The 14,303-nt window shown below is 55.3% G+C and carries 12 protein-coding genes; 6 read left to right on the top strand and 6 right to left on the bottom strand.

The window, feature by feature from the left end; genetic code table 11:
* On the bottom strand, positions 1 to 277 hold a 277-nt coding region (locus tag SD961_RS20815; RefSeq protein WP_318792227.1), incomplete at its 3' end, for a hypothetical protein.
* Between the two features lie 279 nt (positions 278 to 556).
* On the opposite strand from SD961_RS20815, the gene SD961_RS20810 reads away from it, so the two are divergent.
* Entirely contained in the window at positions 557 to 913 is a 357-nt protein-coding gene (locus tag SD961_RS20810; RefSeq protein WP_318792226.1) for a TonB family protein, read from the top strand.
* A gap of 77 nt (positions 914 to 990) precedes the next feature.
* Here the strand turns inward: SD961_RS20810 and araA are convergent, their stop codons facing one another.
* Positions 991 to 2,496, bottom strand: a complete 1,506-nt coding sequence (gene araA, locus SD961_RS20805; protein WP_318792225.1) for an L-arabinose isomerase — start codon at positions 2,494 to 2,496, stop codon at positions 991 to 993.
* A gap of 10 nt (positions 2,497 to 2,506) precedes the next feature.
* Positions 2,507 to 4,189, bottom strand: coding sequence for a ribulokinase (locus tag SD961_RS20800; protein WP_318792224.1), 1,683 nt, complete (start codon positions 4,187 to 4,189; stop codon positions 2,507 to 2,509).
* Positions 4,190 to 4,553: 364 nt separating this feature from the next.
* Here SD961_RS20800 and SD961_RS20795 point away from each other — a divergent pair, with 364 nt between their 5' ends.
* The 5 genes from SD961_RS20795 to SD961_RS20775 all read left to right on the top strand — a co-directional run bounded on the left by SD961_RS20795 (position 4,554) and on the right by SD961_RS20775 (position 10,172).
* Entirely contained in the window at positions 4,554 to 5,537 is a 984-nt protein-coding gene (locus SD961_RS20795) for an arabinose ABC transporter substrate-binding protein (protein WP_318792223.1), read from the top strand.
* 52 nt (positions 5,538 to 5,589) lie between these two features.
* Complete coding sequence (gene araG, locus SD961_RS20790; RefSeq protein WP_318792222.1) at positions 5,590 to 7,113, top strand: L-arabinose ABC transporter ATP-binding protein AraG; 1,524 nt, start codon at positions 5,590 to 5,592, stop codon at positions 7,111 to 7,113.
* A gap of 17 nt (positions 7,114 to 7,130) precedes the next feature.
* Positions 7,131 to 8,120 carry an L-arabinose ABC transporter permease AraH gene (araH, locus tag SD961_RS20785; protein ID WP_318792221.1) on the top strand — a complete coding sequence of 330 codons (990 nt, stop codon included), beginning with the start codon at positions 7,131 to 7,133 and terminating at the stop codon, positions 8,118 to 8,120.
* A gap of 11 nt (positions 8,121 to 8,131) precedes the next feature.
* Entirely contained in the window at positions 8,132 to 9,043 is a 912-nt protein-coding gene (gene araC / locus SD961_RS20780; protein WP_318792220.1) for an arabinose operon transcriptional regulator AraC, read from the top strand.
* Between the two features lie 88 nt (positions 9,044 to 9,131).
* A complete protein-coding gene (locus SD961_RS20775; RefSeq protein WP_318792219.1) occupies positions 9,132 to 10,172 on the top strand; it encodes an oxidoreductase in 1,041 nt (346 codons plus the stop codon).
* A 77-nt stretch (positions 10,173 to 10,249) separates the two neighbouring features.
* On the opposite strand, the gene add is transcribed toward SD961_RS20775, so the two are convergent.
* From add to malX, 3 genes are all read right to left on the bottom strand, one after another.
* The gene (gene add, locus SD961_RS20770; protein WP_318792232.1) at positions 10,250 to 11,248 is read right to left on the bottom strand and encodes an adenosine deaminase; all 999 of its coding nucleotides are present in this window, start codon (positions 11,246 to 11,248) and stop codon (positions 10,250 to 10,252) included.
* 143 nt (positions 11,249 to 11,391) lie between these two features.
* Positions 11,392 to 12,564, bottom strand: coding sequence for a MalY/PatB family protein (locus SD961_RS20765; RefSeq protein WP_318792218.1), 1,173 nt, complete (start codon positions 12,562 to 12,564; stop codon positions 11,392 to 11,394).
* Between the two features lie 120 nt (positions 12,565 to 12,684).
* A complete protein-coding gene (gene malX, locus SD961_RS20760) occupies positions 12,685 to 14,271 on the bottom strand; it encodes a maltose/glucose-specific PTS transporter subunit IIBC (RefSeq protein WP_318792217.1) in 1,587 nt (528 codons plus the stop codon).
* Between the last annotated feature and the right edge of the window lie 32 nt (positions 14,272 to 14,303).

Here is a 14,303-nt window from a genome sequence, read left to right as displayed (position 1 = left end):
GAATGGGCTGAACACAAAAACGCCGTGAACCCCTCCATGGGGGCTGCGAAGCGGCGTCCATGCCGCTTAGCTTTTGCTTATCAGCCCATTCTCCCTTCCCAATAGCTTTAGTGTTGCCTGTTTGAAAAACCAAAACCAAAATCAAAGCCAAAAGCAAAACCAAAGCCAAAAGCAAAACCAAAGCCAAAAGCAAAACCAAAGCATTGCCCCGGCACAAATTTGGCACTGTCAGCTTTTGACCTGTGCAAGCACTGAACTCACCGACAACAGCGAACATTTTGGGTGGCACCACAGGGCACGTACGCCGAGTGTATGCCGCAGGGATGCGGCATCCAGGTCTCCAGGGATGGATTCACGACGTCTCGGATAACGTGCCCTGTGGTGACGCCTTGCCACCGCACCCGGTCTTGACCTGTATGAATGCCAAACTCACCAATAAGGCTAAATTTAACGGATGGTGCTCCGTAGTGCCAAAGCATTAGCCTCTCTGATGAATATTCCCAGAGCAACCGGAATACGCTAAGATGCCCGCCATTCTTATCAACAGGATGTTGTTATGCTTAAACCTTTAATTGTTCTTATTTCTTTATTTATTACTGCCTGCTCAACGACGCCAGTCACTCCCTCCAGAAAACCTGGAATAATCAAGCAAGTCAAACCAAACTATCCGGTTTACGCCTACAGGAACCATATCACTGGCTTTGTGAAGTTTGACTACGATGTCGGAGCGGACGGGAAAGTGAGTGAAATGCGGATTAGAGAATCAGAGCCTCAACACCTGTTTGATGAAGTGGTGATTGCTGCGATGGCGCAATGGCGATTTGAGATCAATAAACCTTATAAAAACCTGCATCAGAAAATAACCTTCACCCTTAACGGCGGCAACGATCTGATTCCCGGCACGCTGAAATAACAGCCCGGCGGACGACCTGCGCTTATAAAAACGCCCACGTTAAGTGGGCGTTGCTGAAAATCAAAAGCGGATAACGGTTAGCGCTGATTCAGACGGTAAAATGCCTCGTTCCAACGCAAAGCGTCTTTGAAACCGTGAAGGGTGGTTTCCTCGTCGATGATCAACACCTCAATGCCGTGCATCTCACCATATTGGCGCATATCTTCGACCGTCAGCGCCTGGCTGAACACCGTGTGGTGCGCGCCGCCGCCAAGTATCCACGCTTCTGAAGCTGTTGCCAGCGACGGCTGTGCATGCCATAGCGCACGGGCGACAGGAAGCTTAGGCAGCGGTTTTGGCTGCTCAATAGCATCCACCACGTTCACCAGCAGACGGAAACGGTCGCCCATATCCACCACGCTGGCATTGACCGCGCGGCCTGCCGGTGAAGAGAAAATCATCCTGGCCGGGTCGGCCTTGCCACCAATGCCCAGATACTGCACGTCAATCAGCGGACGGCTCTCTTTGGCAATGGAAGGGCAGACTTCCAGCATATGCGAGCCTAAAACCAGCTCATTACCCGGTGAGAAGTGATAGGTGTAATCCTCCATAAAGGAGGTGCCGCCCGGCAGACCTGTCGCCATCACTTTAAAAATGTGCAGCAGCGCAGCGGTTTTCCAGTCGCCTTCGCCTGCAAATCCATAGCCCTGTTGCATCAGACGCTGTACCGCCAGACCCGGCAACTGGGTCATGCCGTGTAAAGTCTGGAAATTGGTGGTGAACGCCATGCAGCCTTCATTCTGTAAAAAGCCTTTGATGCCCAGCTCGATTTTTGCTGCATCCAGCACGTTCTGACGCTTCTCGCCATTTACTGCGGCGGCGGCGGTGAACTCGTACAGGCTTTCATATTCATCCACCAGGGCGTTAACATCACCCTCGCTGACGCCGTTGATAACCTCCACCAGATCGCCCACGCCCCAGCCGTTGACTGAATAGCCAAACTGGATTTGCGCCGCAACTTTATCCCCTTCCGTTACCGCCACTTCACGCATATTGTCGCCAAAGCGGGCGACTTTCAGCTGCTGACTGGCCTGTTTTGCCGCTGCGGATCGCATCCATTTGCCCAGACGCTCCTGGGTCGTTTTATCCTGCCAGTGTCCCGTCACCACGCTGTGCTGAAGACGCATGCGCGCGCCAATAAACCCAAACTCACGGCCGCCGTGTGCGGTCTGGTTCAGATTCATAAAGTCCATATCCATGCTGTCCCACGGGATTTCAGCATTAAACTGAGTATGGAACTGCAGCAGCGGTTTATTCAGTACCGACAGTCCGCCAATCCACATTTTGGCCGGAGAGAAAGTATGCAGCCAGGTGACAATTCCCAGACACTCTTCCGCATAATTGGCCTGACGGCAGAGCGCCAGCGCCTCATCAGGGCTTTTTACCAGCGGTTTCAGCACCAGCGTAAAGGGCAGATTCCCCTCGCGGTTCAGCCCGTCCACCACCTGCTGACCATGCTGTTCAACCTGGCGAAGGGTTTCCGCGCCATAAAGATGCTGGGTGCCAATAACAAACCAGACGTTGTAAGAAGCAGGCTTAGTCATGTAATTCTCCTTAAATTTGGGTCGGCTGAGCGGCAAACTGAGGTTCGGCCACTTCACACCACTGAAGGTAACGTTGATAAAGTTGTTGATAGCGTGCGACGCGGGTGGCATCGGGTTGCAAAGTCGTGGCGATTGGGCTGGCCATTTTTTGCTGAGCAGAAGGGACATCCGGATAGACGCCCGCGGCAACAGCTGCAAAAATCGCTGCGCCCAGTGCACAACATTCATCAGAGGCGACGATATCCAGCGGACGGTTCATCACATCACAACAGACCTGCATAATGGCGGGCGATTTCCGGGCGATGCCGCCCAGCGTCAGAATGCTCTCCACAGGAATAGCCTGCTGTTCAAAGCACTCCATAATGGCACGGGCGCCAAAGGCGGTGGCGGCGATAAAACCACCAAACAGCGTTGGCGCATCGGTGCCAAGGTTGAGATCGGTAATGACCCCCTGCAAACGTTGATTGGCAAAAGGCGTGCGGCGGCCGTTAAACCAGTCCAGCACTACCGGTAAATGGTCGAGTTGCGGATCCTCTGCCCAGGCATGGGTCAGATCGTTCAGCAGGGTTTTGCGGATGGCCTCCAGCTCTGGCCTCAATTCAGGATGACGCTGGCCCGCCTGCTCAAGCGGCCAGCAGAGCAGGCGGCTGAACCAGGCGTACATATCGCCAAACGCTGACTGGCCCGCTTCAAGACCTACCATCTCTGGCATCACGCTGCCGTTTACCTGACCGCAAATGCCTTTAATTGCCCGGTCGCCAACGCGCTCCGGATCGGCAATCAGAATGTCGCAGGTTGAGGTACCGATCACTTTCACCAGGGTATAAGGGCCTGCTCCCGCTCCCACCGCGCCCATATGACAGTCAAACGCGCCGCCGGAAAGGGTGACGGTGGTGGGCAGGCCGAGGCGTTCTGCCCATTCGGCTGTGATCTGGCCCACCGGTAAATCAGCGGTCCAGGTCTCGTTGAATAACGGGGTATCCAGGTGTTGGGTCAGCATCGGGTCCAGCGCATTTAGAAACTCGCTGGTGGGTAAACCCTGCCACTCCGGGTGCCAGAGCGATTTATGACCCGCCGCGCAACGTCCGCGACGCATTGCCGCCGGTGCGGTAGTGCCGCTCAGCAGGGCAGGTACCCAGTCACAAAGCTCGACCCAGGAAACGGCGGCTTCACGCACGGCACGATCCTCACGGCTGACATGCAGGATCTTGGCCCAGAACCATTCGGAAGAGTAAATGCCGCCAATAAAGCGCGAATAGTCTTCAAACTCTCCGCTGTGACAAAGGTTGGTGATCTCCTCCGCTTCTTTAATAGCAGTATGATCTTTCCATAACACGAACATGGCATTGGGGTTGTCGGCAAATTCCGGACGTAACGCCAGCACTTGGCCATCGCGGTCAACAGGGGCAGGGGTTGAACCGGTTGAATCGACGCCGATGCCGACAACATTTTGCCGCTGCTCAGGGGTTAATTTGGTGACAACGTCACGTATGGCCTGTTCGAAGGCGTCTATATAGTCCTGTGGATGGTGGCGAAACTGATTAATCCGGCTCTGACAGTAGCGTCCCGCCTGCCAGCGCGGGTAGGCCACAACCTCTGCATATAACTCTTTGCCGCTGGCACAGTCTACGGCTAATGCCCGAACCGAATCGCTTCCGAAATCCAGGCCTATTGTGATGGCTCCCAACTGCATTCTCTGATCTCCAGACGGTATGGTTAATCCTGTCTGACTACCCTATGAATTTGGCCGGGTTTCGGTTAGGCAAAGTACGCTGCAAATATGCACTTTTCTGTCATGGGACGGGAATATGTGACGCAGCTCTAATGTTACATGAAGGTTAATTTTGCTGAATGCATGGACGAAATCGCTGAAATCACAGGGTGTGATACCGCTCTCCCTTTCCTTGCTAAGTTCCCGTTAAAACTAGCGCTCATCGGCACAGGTCTCGCTGTCCTGACCGAAAAACTTGCGGTTTTAAGCCCTTAGCGGGGCAGCAATCGGAATGATACCGTTTACATCACACCGCCTGAAAGCGGGTACTGAGCCGGAGAGCCTCATGCACAAAATACCCTACGCGCTGGCAGCAATTGGCCTTGCAGCCGTTATGTCACATTCAGCTATGGCTGAGACCATGAAACTGGGTTTCCTGGTAAAACAACCGGAAGAACCCTGGTTCCAGACTGAATGGAAGTTTGCTGATAAAGCCGGCAAAGAGATGGGCTTTGAAGTGATCAAAATTGCCGTGCCGGACGGCGAGAAAACCCTGAACGCCATCGACAGTCTGGCGGCAAGCGGGGCGAAAGGTTTTGTTATCTGTACGCCAGACCCCAAACTCGGCTCCGCTATCGTGGCTAAAGCACGCAGCTACGATCTTAAAGTCATTGCGGTGGACGATCAATTTGTCACTGCCAAAGGCAAACCTATGGATACCGTGCCGCTGGTGATGATGGCCGCCACTAAAATTGGCGAGCGTCAGGGGCAGGAACTCTATAAGGAGATGAAGAAACGCGGTTGGGAAGCGAAGGACACCGGCGTAATGGCGATCACCGCTGATGAGCTGGATACCGCTCGTCGCCGCACCAGTGGATCAATGGATGCGCTGAAAGCGGCCGGTTTCCCGGCAGCACAGATCTACAAAGTACCCACCAAATCTAATGACATCCCTGGCGCCTTTGATGCTGGTAACTCGCTGCTGGTGCAGCATTCGGGCGTGAAGCACTGGCTGATCCTCGGCATGAATGACAGCACCGTGCTCGGTGGCGTCCGCGCTACAGAAGGTCAGGGCTTCAAGGCTCCGGATGTGATTGGCATTGGTATCAACGGTGTGGATGCCGTCAATGAACTGTCGAAAGGCCAGCCTACCGGCTTCTACGGTTCACTGTTGCCCAGCCCGGACGTGCATGGCTACAAGAGCATCCAGATGCTTTACAACTGGGTAACCAAAGATGCTGAACCGGCGAAATTTACTGAAGTGACCGACGTGGTGCTGATCACCCGCGACAACTTCAAAACGGAACTGGCGAAAAAAGGCCTGATGTAATCCCGCCAGGACGGCGCAATGCGCCGTCCTGGTAAACCCGGCAGGAGGAATAATGAGTACGCAACCCGCCTATCTGAGTTTTCATGGCATCGGGAAAACCTTTCCCGGCGTTAAAGCCTTGCAGGATATCAGCTTTGAATGTGGTGCCGGAGAGATCCATGCCCTGATGGGGGAGAACGGCGCGGGAAAATCCACGCTGTTGAAAATTCTCAGCGGCAGCTATCAGCCCAGCAGCGGAGAGATCCGCCTTAAGGGTCAGCCCGTGAGCTTTACCCATACCACAGCCGCGCTGGATGCGGGGGTAGCCATCATCTATCAGGAGCTGCATCTGGTGCCGGAAATGTCGGTGGCAGAGAATATCTATCTGGGTCAGCTGCCGCAGAGAGCGGGCTTTGTTAACCGCAAGCTGCTGCGTTATGAGGCCGGAGAACAGCTGAAAAACCTGGGGATGGATATCGACCCGGATACTCCGCTTAAATCGCTCTCTCTGGGGCAGTGGCAGATGGTTGAAATCGCCAAAGCGCTGGCGCGTAACGCCAAGGTTATCGCCTTCGACGAACCCACCAGTTCGCTCTCTGCCCGTGAGATTGAGCAGCTGTTCCGCGTGATCCGTCAGCTGCGTGAGCAGGGGCGCGTGGTGCTGTATGTCTCACATCGCATGGAAGAGATATTCGCCCTGAGCGATGCGATTACCGTGTTTAAGGATGGCCGCTATGTCCAGACCTTTACCGATGTCCCTGGCACCACGCACGATGAGCTGGTACAGGCGATGGTGGGACGTAATATCGCTGATATCTTTGGCTATTCACCGCGCAAAACCGGTGCGGTACGGCTGCAACTGAATGAAGTGCAGGCCAAAGGCGTGCGGAAGCCGATCTCGCTTAACGTCCATGCCGGTGAAATTGTGGGCCTGTTTGGTCTGGTCGGTGCAGGGCGCAGCGAACTGATGAAAGGGCTGTTTGGCGCGACCAGACTCACCGGCGGCGAACTGCTGCTGGATGGTGAACCGATAGTGATTAAAGAGCCTGCGCATGCGATCCGCGCCGGGATACTCCTTTGCCCGGAAGATCGTAAAGCGGACGGTATCATTCCTGTTCACTCAGTGCGGGACAACATCAACATCAGCGCCCGCCGCAACAATCTTACCGCTGGCTGTCTGATCGACAATCAGTGGGAGGGAAAAAATGCGGCGAAGCATATCCGTTCACTCAATATTAAAACGCCTTCTGCCGATCAGCTGATTATGAACCTTTCCGGAGGCAACCAGCAAAAAGCGATTCTGGGCCGCTGGTTATCAGAGGATATGAAAGTGATCCTGCTTGATGAGCCGACGCGCGGCATCGATGTCGGGGCCAAAAACGAAATCTATACCCTGATTTATGCGCTGGCGGAACAGGGCATTGCCGTGCTGTTTGCCTCCAGCGATCTGCCTGAGGTGATGGGGCTGGCGGACCGCATCCTGGTGATGAGAGAGGGCGAAATTGCCGGTGAGCTCAGCCATGACCAGGCCACGGAAGCGTTAACGCTCAGTCTTGCTATGCCAAAAACCACCCAACACACTGCCGCTGTGGCCTGATTAGAAGGAGTATCGTTATGTCATCTTCCACCACGTCCTCTGCAACGCCACCGACGCCGACCCAGCGGGTGAATTTAAGCCGCATCTGGGATAATTTCGGCATGCTGGTGGTCTTCGCCGTGCTGTTTATCGGCTGCACCATTTTTGTGCCGAATTTCGGTTCACTGATTAACATGAAAGGCCTTGGGCTGGCTATGTCGATGTCCGGCATGGTCGCCTGCGGCATGCTCTTCTGCCTGGCCTCGGGTGATTTTGACCTCTCCGTCGCTTCGGTTATCGCCTGTGCCGGGGTGACCACCGCCGTAGTGATCAACATGACCGAAAGCCTGTGGATCGGTATCGCTGCCGGACTGCTGCTGGGCGTGGTCTGCGGCTTTATTAATGGCTTTGTGATTGCCAAACTGAAAATCAATGCGTTGATTACCACCTTAGCAACGATGCAGATTGTACGTGGTCTGGCCTATATCTTCTCTGATGGTCAGGCCGTTGGCATTGAAGACGAACGCTTCTTTGCGCTGGGCTATACCAACTGGTTTGGCGTACCGGCGCCCGTGTGGCTGACTATTGGCACCATGATCATCTTTGGTTTCCTGCTGAACAAAACCACTTTTGGCCGCAACACGCTGGCTATCGGCGGTAATGAAGAAGCGGCTCGTCTGGCGGGTGTGCCGGTGGTACGAACCCGCATCATTATCTTTATTCTCTCGGGCCTGGTTTCCGCCGCTGCCGGGATCATTCTCGCCTCGCGCATGACCAGCGGGCAGCCGATGACCTCACTGGGTTATGAGCTGATCGTGATCTCAGCCTGCGTATTGGGTGGCGTCTCGCTGAAGGGCGGGATCGGCAAAATCTCCTACGTGGTGGCAGGTGTGCTGATCCTCGGTACGGTTGAGAATGCGATGAATTTATTGAATATCTCGCCTTTCTCACAGTATGTGGTGCGCGGTCTGATACTGTTAGCGGCGGTTATTTTCGACCGCTACAAACAGAAAGCTAAAGCGGCCTGACAGGAGGCGTTATGTACCATCGTTTAGCGCCGGTTGCGCAGTCAAACCCGCTCTTACCTGGTTATCAGTTTACCGCATGGCTGGTCGCCGGTATGACGCCAATCAATGCCGGGGATGGGCTGGACTTTCTTATTGATCGTCCACAGGGCATGAAAGGTTTTATCATCAACCTCACCACCAAAGGGCGCGGTCAGATATTTAACAATGAACATGCGTTTGACTGTGAACCGGGCGATTTACTGCTGTTTCAGCCGAAAACGCCGCATTATTATGGCCGCTCACCGGAAAGCGACTGCTGGCACCATCGCTGGATCTATTTCCGTCCGCGCGCCTACTGGAGCGACTGGCTGAAGTGGCAGGATGAGAAGCAGGGCGTGGGCAGGCTGAGGCTGCCGGAGCGTCTGCGGGGAGAGTTCGAAAGGCTGTTTGCCAATATCGAACAGACGCATACTTCCGGCAGGCGGTTTGCGGAAGAGCTGGCGATGAACCTGCTGGAGCGGCTGCTGCTGCGTGCGGTGGAAGAGGACCCTCGCAGTCATCAGCAGATCCGTGACCCAAGAGTGATCGAGGCGTGTCAGTTCGTCACCAGCAACCTGGCGGGTGAGCTGAAAATTGATGAAGTGGCTAACCATGTCTGCCTCTCTCCCTCGCGGCTGGCGCATCTCTTTCGTGAGCAGATGGGCGTTAATTTGCTGCGCTGGCGGGAAGATCAGCGTGTGATCCGCGCCAAACTGCTGCTGCAAACCACGCAGGAGCCGATTGCCACCGTAGGGAGGATCGTGGGCTATGACGATCAGCTCTATTTTTCCCGCGTGTTTCGTAAACGCGTTGGCGTCAGCCCCAGCGACTTCCGCCGCCGTTCGCTCGATGCGCACGACGCGCTGGTGGCGCAGGAAACCTGGGATTTAAGCGCCATCAGTTAAGCGAAACGGGATATTTCAGCGTATTCCCGCTTGTCCTTACCCTGCTGATAGTCTTAAATCATCTGGGTAAAGGACAAGAGGAATGCAAATGAGCGACAAAATACGTGTAGGGCTGGTGGGTTACGGCTTCGCCAGCAAGACCTTCCATGCGCCATTAATCGCGGGCACCGCCGGGATGGAACTGGCGGCCGTTTCCAGCAGCGATGCCGGTAAAGTGCACGCTGACTGGCCATCCACCCAGGTTGTGTCAGACCCGCAAACCCTGTTTGACGACCCCACCCTGCAACTGGTGGTGATCCCCACGCCAAACGATACCCATTTCCCGCTGGCGAAAGCCGCGCTGAATGCGGGCAAGCATGTGGTGGTGGACAAGCCGTTTACCGTCACCCTTTCTCAGGCTCGTGAGCTGGATGCGCTGGCAAAGGCTAAAGGGCTGCTGCTTTCTGTTTTCCACAACCGACGCTGGGACAGCGACTTCCTGACGCTGAAAACGCTGCTGAGTACGGGGACTCTGGGTGAAGTGCGTTACTTTGAATCCCATTTTGACCGCTTCCGCCTGGAAGTGCGTAACCGCTGGCGTGAGCAGAAGGGCGCAGGCAGCGGCATCTGGTACGATCTGGGGCCGCATCTGATCGATCAGGCTTTGCAACTCTTCGGCTCGCCGGTAGCGATCAACGTAGATTTAGCTGAGATGCGCCCCGGCGCGCAGACCACTGACTACTTCCATGCCGTGTTGACCTATCCTCAGCGTCGTATCGTGCTGCACGCCAGCATGCTGGTGGCCGCCGAATCGCCACGTTATCAGGTGCATGGCACCAAAGGCAGCTATGTGAAATATGGCCTGGATCCGCAGGAAGATCGCCTGAAAGCGGGTGCACGTCCGCCGCAAGAGGAGTGGGGTTACGATATGCGCGACGGTGTGGTGACGCTGGTAAACGGCGACATGATGGCAGAAGAAACGCTGCTGACCACACCCGGCAACTATCCAGCCTATTACGCCGGGGTGCGTGACGCCATCAACGGCGACGGCAACAACCCGGTTACAGCGGAAGAAGCGATTCAGGTGATGGAGCTGATTGAACTTGGCCTGCAGTCGGCTGAGAAGCGACAGACGCTGTCACTGAAGTAGAGCATGAGCCGCCTGGCTCTGATAAAACCCCGCCCGGACAAAATCCTGGCGGGGTTTTTTATGGGTTTTCAGAGAGTTCAGGCCGCAACGCGCGCGCGCACCGCCTCTTTCTCCGCTTCTGTCAGAAACGCAATCTTCAGCCCATTCTCCTGCGCGGTGCGGATTTGCGCCGGGCTTAACCCTGCCTGGGGAGCGGCAACTTCATACTCGTGCGCCAGCTCAATGCCCTGAACAGCGGGATCGTCAGTGTTAATGGTTGCCAGAATGCTATGCTCGAGGAAGGTCGCCAGCGGATGATGCGCCAGCGAGGAAACGGTGCTGGTCTGAATATTGGAGGTCAGGCAGGACTCCACGCCAATCTGATGCGCAGCCAGAAAATCCATCAGCGCCGGATCTTCAATCGCCTTAACGCCGTGGCCAATACGCTCGGCACCCAGCTCGCGGATCGACTGCCAGATGCTTTCCGGGCCAGCGGCCTCACCAGCATGCACGGTAATGCGGAAGCCGGCATCGCGGGCGAGGGTAAAGTGGCTCAGGAACTGGCTGCCAGGGAAGCCCAGCTCATCGCCAGCGAGATCGATTGCCGTAATATGGTCGCGACAGGCAAGAAACCCTTCCAGCTCGCGCAGGCAGGCTTCTTCACCAAAGGTGCGGCTCATAATGCCCGTCAGGCGAACATCAATGTTGTGTTGCTGGCAACCGGTGCGAATGCCGTCAATCACGGCTTCTACCACGCCCTGGATCGGCAGATTGTGGGTCATCGCCATATAGCCCGGTGAAAAGCGCAGTTCAGCATAGTGGATACCGGCGCGGGCTGCGTCTTCCACATTTTCTATCGCAATGCGGCGGCAGGCATCAAGCGAACCCAATACTTTGACACCCCAGTCCAGCTTGTTAAGAAAGCTCACCAGGTCGGGTTCGGTTTGCGTAACCTGAACGTGTGGTCGCAGCAGCTCCAGCGTGGTTGCGGGCAGGGTGAGGTTAAACTCACGGCCGAGATCCAGAATGGTTTGTGCACGAATATTGCCGTCAAGGTGGCGATGAATATCGGTAAGGGGAAGCTGGGTATCAATCATGTCGGCGCACTCGGTTATTTTCATAAAGTGCATAACAGTATAAAAACAATTTGCGCAACTCCGCCAGCGGTTTGCGCAATCCCCGCTGCAAGTGTTGATTATTTGCGCCATCCGCCGCCTGGCGGCAGCTGGAGGGCACACTATCACAGCAAATTTTCTATTCCGGCGATCAGACGGTTAAGTCCTTCATCAACTTTACTGCGCGGACAACCCACATTCAGCCGGAGATAACCTGCTCCCTGCGGGCCGTAGGTATAACCTGGCATGATCGCTACCTGCTGATGTTCAATCAGCTCTTGTTGCAGAGCATGGTCATCCAGCTTTAACGGCGAGAGGTCAATCCACGCCAGATAAGTGGCCTGAGGAGGTTGCCAGTTCAGGCAAGGGAATGCCTGATTGAGCCGCGTCGCCACCTGTTGCAGATTGCCTATGAGATACTCCCGCAGGGCATCCAGCCAGCTTTCCCCCTGGCGGTAAGCGGCAATATGTGCCGTTACGGCAAGTACGGCGGGAGAAGAGAGGCCATCAGCGCCCTTCAGCGCCGCGAACCAGGCCTGCCGATCCTGCTCATCGCTGATAAAGCCATACGCACCGGTCAGTGCGGGGATATTGAAGCTTTTCAAAGCTGAGGTGAACAACGCCCAGCGATCGCCCGCAACCGCGCTCCAGGGGGTGTGCTGCTGGTCACCCATAATCATATCCATATGAATTTCATCACTGATCACCCGCACTTTGTAACGCTGGCAAAGCGCTGAAATCTCTTCCAGCTCTTCACGCCGCCAGACCTTGCCGGTAGGGTTGTGCGGACTGCAAAGAAGCAGGACCCTGCACTCATCGCGAGCCAGCAGCGCTGCCATTTCCTGCATATCACAAAACCACTCATTCCCTCGTCGCTCAAGCGGCAGAGAGAGAACGCGGCGATCGTTCCCTTCAATTGCTTTATAAAATGCATCGTAGGCTGGGGTATGGATAGCTACGCCATCGCCGGGCCGGGACCAGCGACGGATCATTTGCGCCACCATATAAATCACCGACGGGCCGTAAACGATCTGCTGTGGGTCAATGTTAATGTCGAAACGGCGCTGATACCAGTGGCTGACGGCTGATAAAAAGTCCGGATGTTGCCAGCGGCTGTAACCCAGAACGCCATGCGCCAGGCGCTGCTGAAGCGCATCAGTCACGGCGGGAGCGGTGGCAAAATCCATATCAGAAATGGTGAAAGGCAGCAGATCGTCGCGGCCAAAGCGATCGGCGACAAAATCCCACTGGGTCGACCAGCTGCCGCGCCGGTCGATAACTCGATCAAAATCAAACATCTGGTTTCTCCGTCCGTGCGCACCAGCTTCCCTGCTGGTGCGCCTTCCATTCTTTTGTAGAGACAGGCGGGATAAGTAGCTCGGGAGAGGGCATCACCGGGGCGTACCCTCAGCCATTATTCAGCCGGGTACCGTCGCCATCATGCTGGCCATCTCATCTTTCACTGACTGAACCTGAGGACCAATCACCACCTGCAGACTGTGTTGATTCAGATGAACCACGCCAATCACCCTGTTCGCCTTAAGGGCAGCGTCATCTACCAGGCTCATATCTTTGACCGAAAGACGCAGGCGGGTCAGGCAGTTATCCAGCGAGGTAATATTGTCCATTCCTCCCAGTGCCGCAAGAATGGCCGGGGTGTTATAACCCGATTTACCCACAGTGGCAGAGATGTTCTTCTCAACGGTATTGGTATCAAGATCGCGACCCGGCGTTTTGATATTAAAGTGAGTAATAGCGAAACGGAAAATCAGGTAGTAACCCACAAACCAGATGGCAGCCACCACCGGCACGAAATACCATTTGGTGGCAAGACCATGCAGAATGCCAAACACCACGAAGTCGATAATGTTGCCATCCGTGTTGCCGATGGTCACGCCCAGTACCGCCATCACGGTGAAGCCCAGGCCGGTCAGCAGCGCATGGATCAGATAGAGCACAGGCGCTACAAACAGGAACAGAAACTCAATCGGTTCGGTAGTGCCGCCTACCACGCAGGCTACGACACCTGAAATCAGCAAGCCCTTTATTTTGTGTCGGTTTTCTGGACGAGCGCAGTGATACATCGCCAGCGCGGCGCCCGGCAACCCGCCGAGGAAGGCAGGCATTTTGCCCTGCGACAGGAAGCGCGTGGCGCTTTCAGCAAAGCCAGAGGTTTCCGGACAGGAGAGCTGTGCCTGGAAAATGGTTAAAGCTCCGCTGACGGTGTGACCACAAACCTCCATCGTGCCGCCCGCATCGGTAAAGCGGATAATCGCCACCAGAATATGCTGCAGGCCAAACGGCAGCAGCAGGCGCTCGCCGGTGCCGAAGATCATCGGTCCGAACTCGCCAGCGCCGTTGATCACCCAGCCAAGTCCGGTAATTGCCGCCGCGAACCAGGGCCAAATCAGCGGGATCACCAGCCCGACCAGTCCCATTACCAGCGTGGTAATGATAGGGACAAAGCGGGTGCCGCCAAAGAAGGCCAGCGCATCAGGCAGACGGATGGTGTGGAAACGCTCATGCAGATAAAACACGATGATGCCAACAATGACCGCGCCAAGGATCCCGGTATCGATCGACTGAATGCCGATAATATTCTGAATATTATTGGCCTTGAGTACCGCAGCATCTGTGGCAGGTAAAATCCCTTTAGCATTAAGCCAGAAGTTCACCGCCAGATTCATTACCGCAAAGCCCACGAAGCCGGAGAAAGCGGCAACGCCTTTATTTTCCCGCGCCATCCCCAGCGGGATAGCGATGGCAAACATCACCGGCAGATAGCTGAATGCAAAAGAGCCTACTTTGCTCATCCACAGAAAAATCAGCTGTAAGATCTGATTACCCAGAAAGGGGATCAGCGTAATGACATCGTGGCTGCTCAGCGAACTGCCAATTCCCATCATGATGCCGCAGAATGAGAGCAGCGCAACGGGAAGCATAAAAGTTTTGCCCAGACTCTGGAAAAATTCCCAAAGCGTTATTTTGTGTTTACTGACCGACATAGACTCTCCCGGGATAAAAAATGCTCAGACCG

Origin of the sequence: Erwinia sp. MMLR14_017, assembly GCF_033657285.1 — a bacterium.
Classification (GTDB): Bacteria; Pseudomonadota; Gammaproteobacteria; order Enterobacterales; family Enterobacteriaceae; genus Erwinia.
This window is presented reverse-complemented; position numbering and strand designations above follow the sequence as displayed.

Coding starts and splice junctions, on each gene's coding strand:
- SD961_RS20810 (WP_318792226.1), top strand. CDS start 557: ATGCTTAAACCTTTAATTGTTCTTATTTCTTTATTTATTACTGCCTGC.
- araA (WP_318792225.1), bottom strand. CDS start 2,496: ATGACTAAGCCTGCTTCTTACAACGTCTGGTTTGTTATTGGCACCCAG.
- SD961_RS20800 (WP_318792224.1), bottom strand. CDS start 4,189: ATGCAGTTGGGAGCCATCACAATAGGCCTGGATTTCGGAAGCGATTCG.
- SD961_RS20795 (WP_318792223.1), top strand. CDS start 4,554: ATGCACAAAATACCCTACGCGCTGGCAGCAATTGGCCTTGCAGCCGTT.
- araG (WP_318792222.1), top strand. CDS start 5,590: ATGAGTACGCAACCCGCCTATCTGAGTTTTCATGGCATCGGGAAAACC.
- araH (WP_318792221.1), top strand. CDS start 7,131: ATGTCATCTTCCACCACGTCCTCTGCAACGCCACCGACGCCGACCCAG.
- araC (WP_318792220.1), top strand. CDS start 8,132: ATGTACCATCGTTTAGCGCCGGTTGCGCAGTCAAACCCGCTCTTACCT.
- SD961_RS20775 (WP_318792219.1), top strand. CDS start 9,132: ATGAGCGACAAAATACGTGTAGGGCTGGTGGGTTACGGCTTCGCCAGC.
- add (WP_318792232.1), bottom strand. CDS start 11,248: ATGATTGATACCCAGCTTCCCCTTACCGATATTCATCGCCACCTTGAC.
- SD961_RS20765 (WP_318792218.1), bottom strand. CDS start 12,564: ATGTTTGATTTTGATCGAGTTATCGACCGGCGCGGCAGCTGGTCGACC.
- malX (WP_318792217.1), bottom strand. CDS start 14,271: ATGTCGGTCAGTAAACACAAAATAACGCTTTGGGAATTTTTCCAGAGT.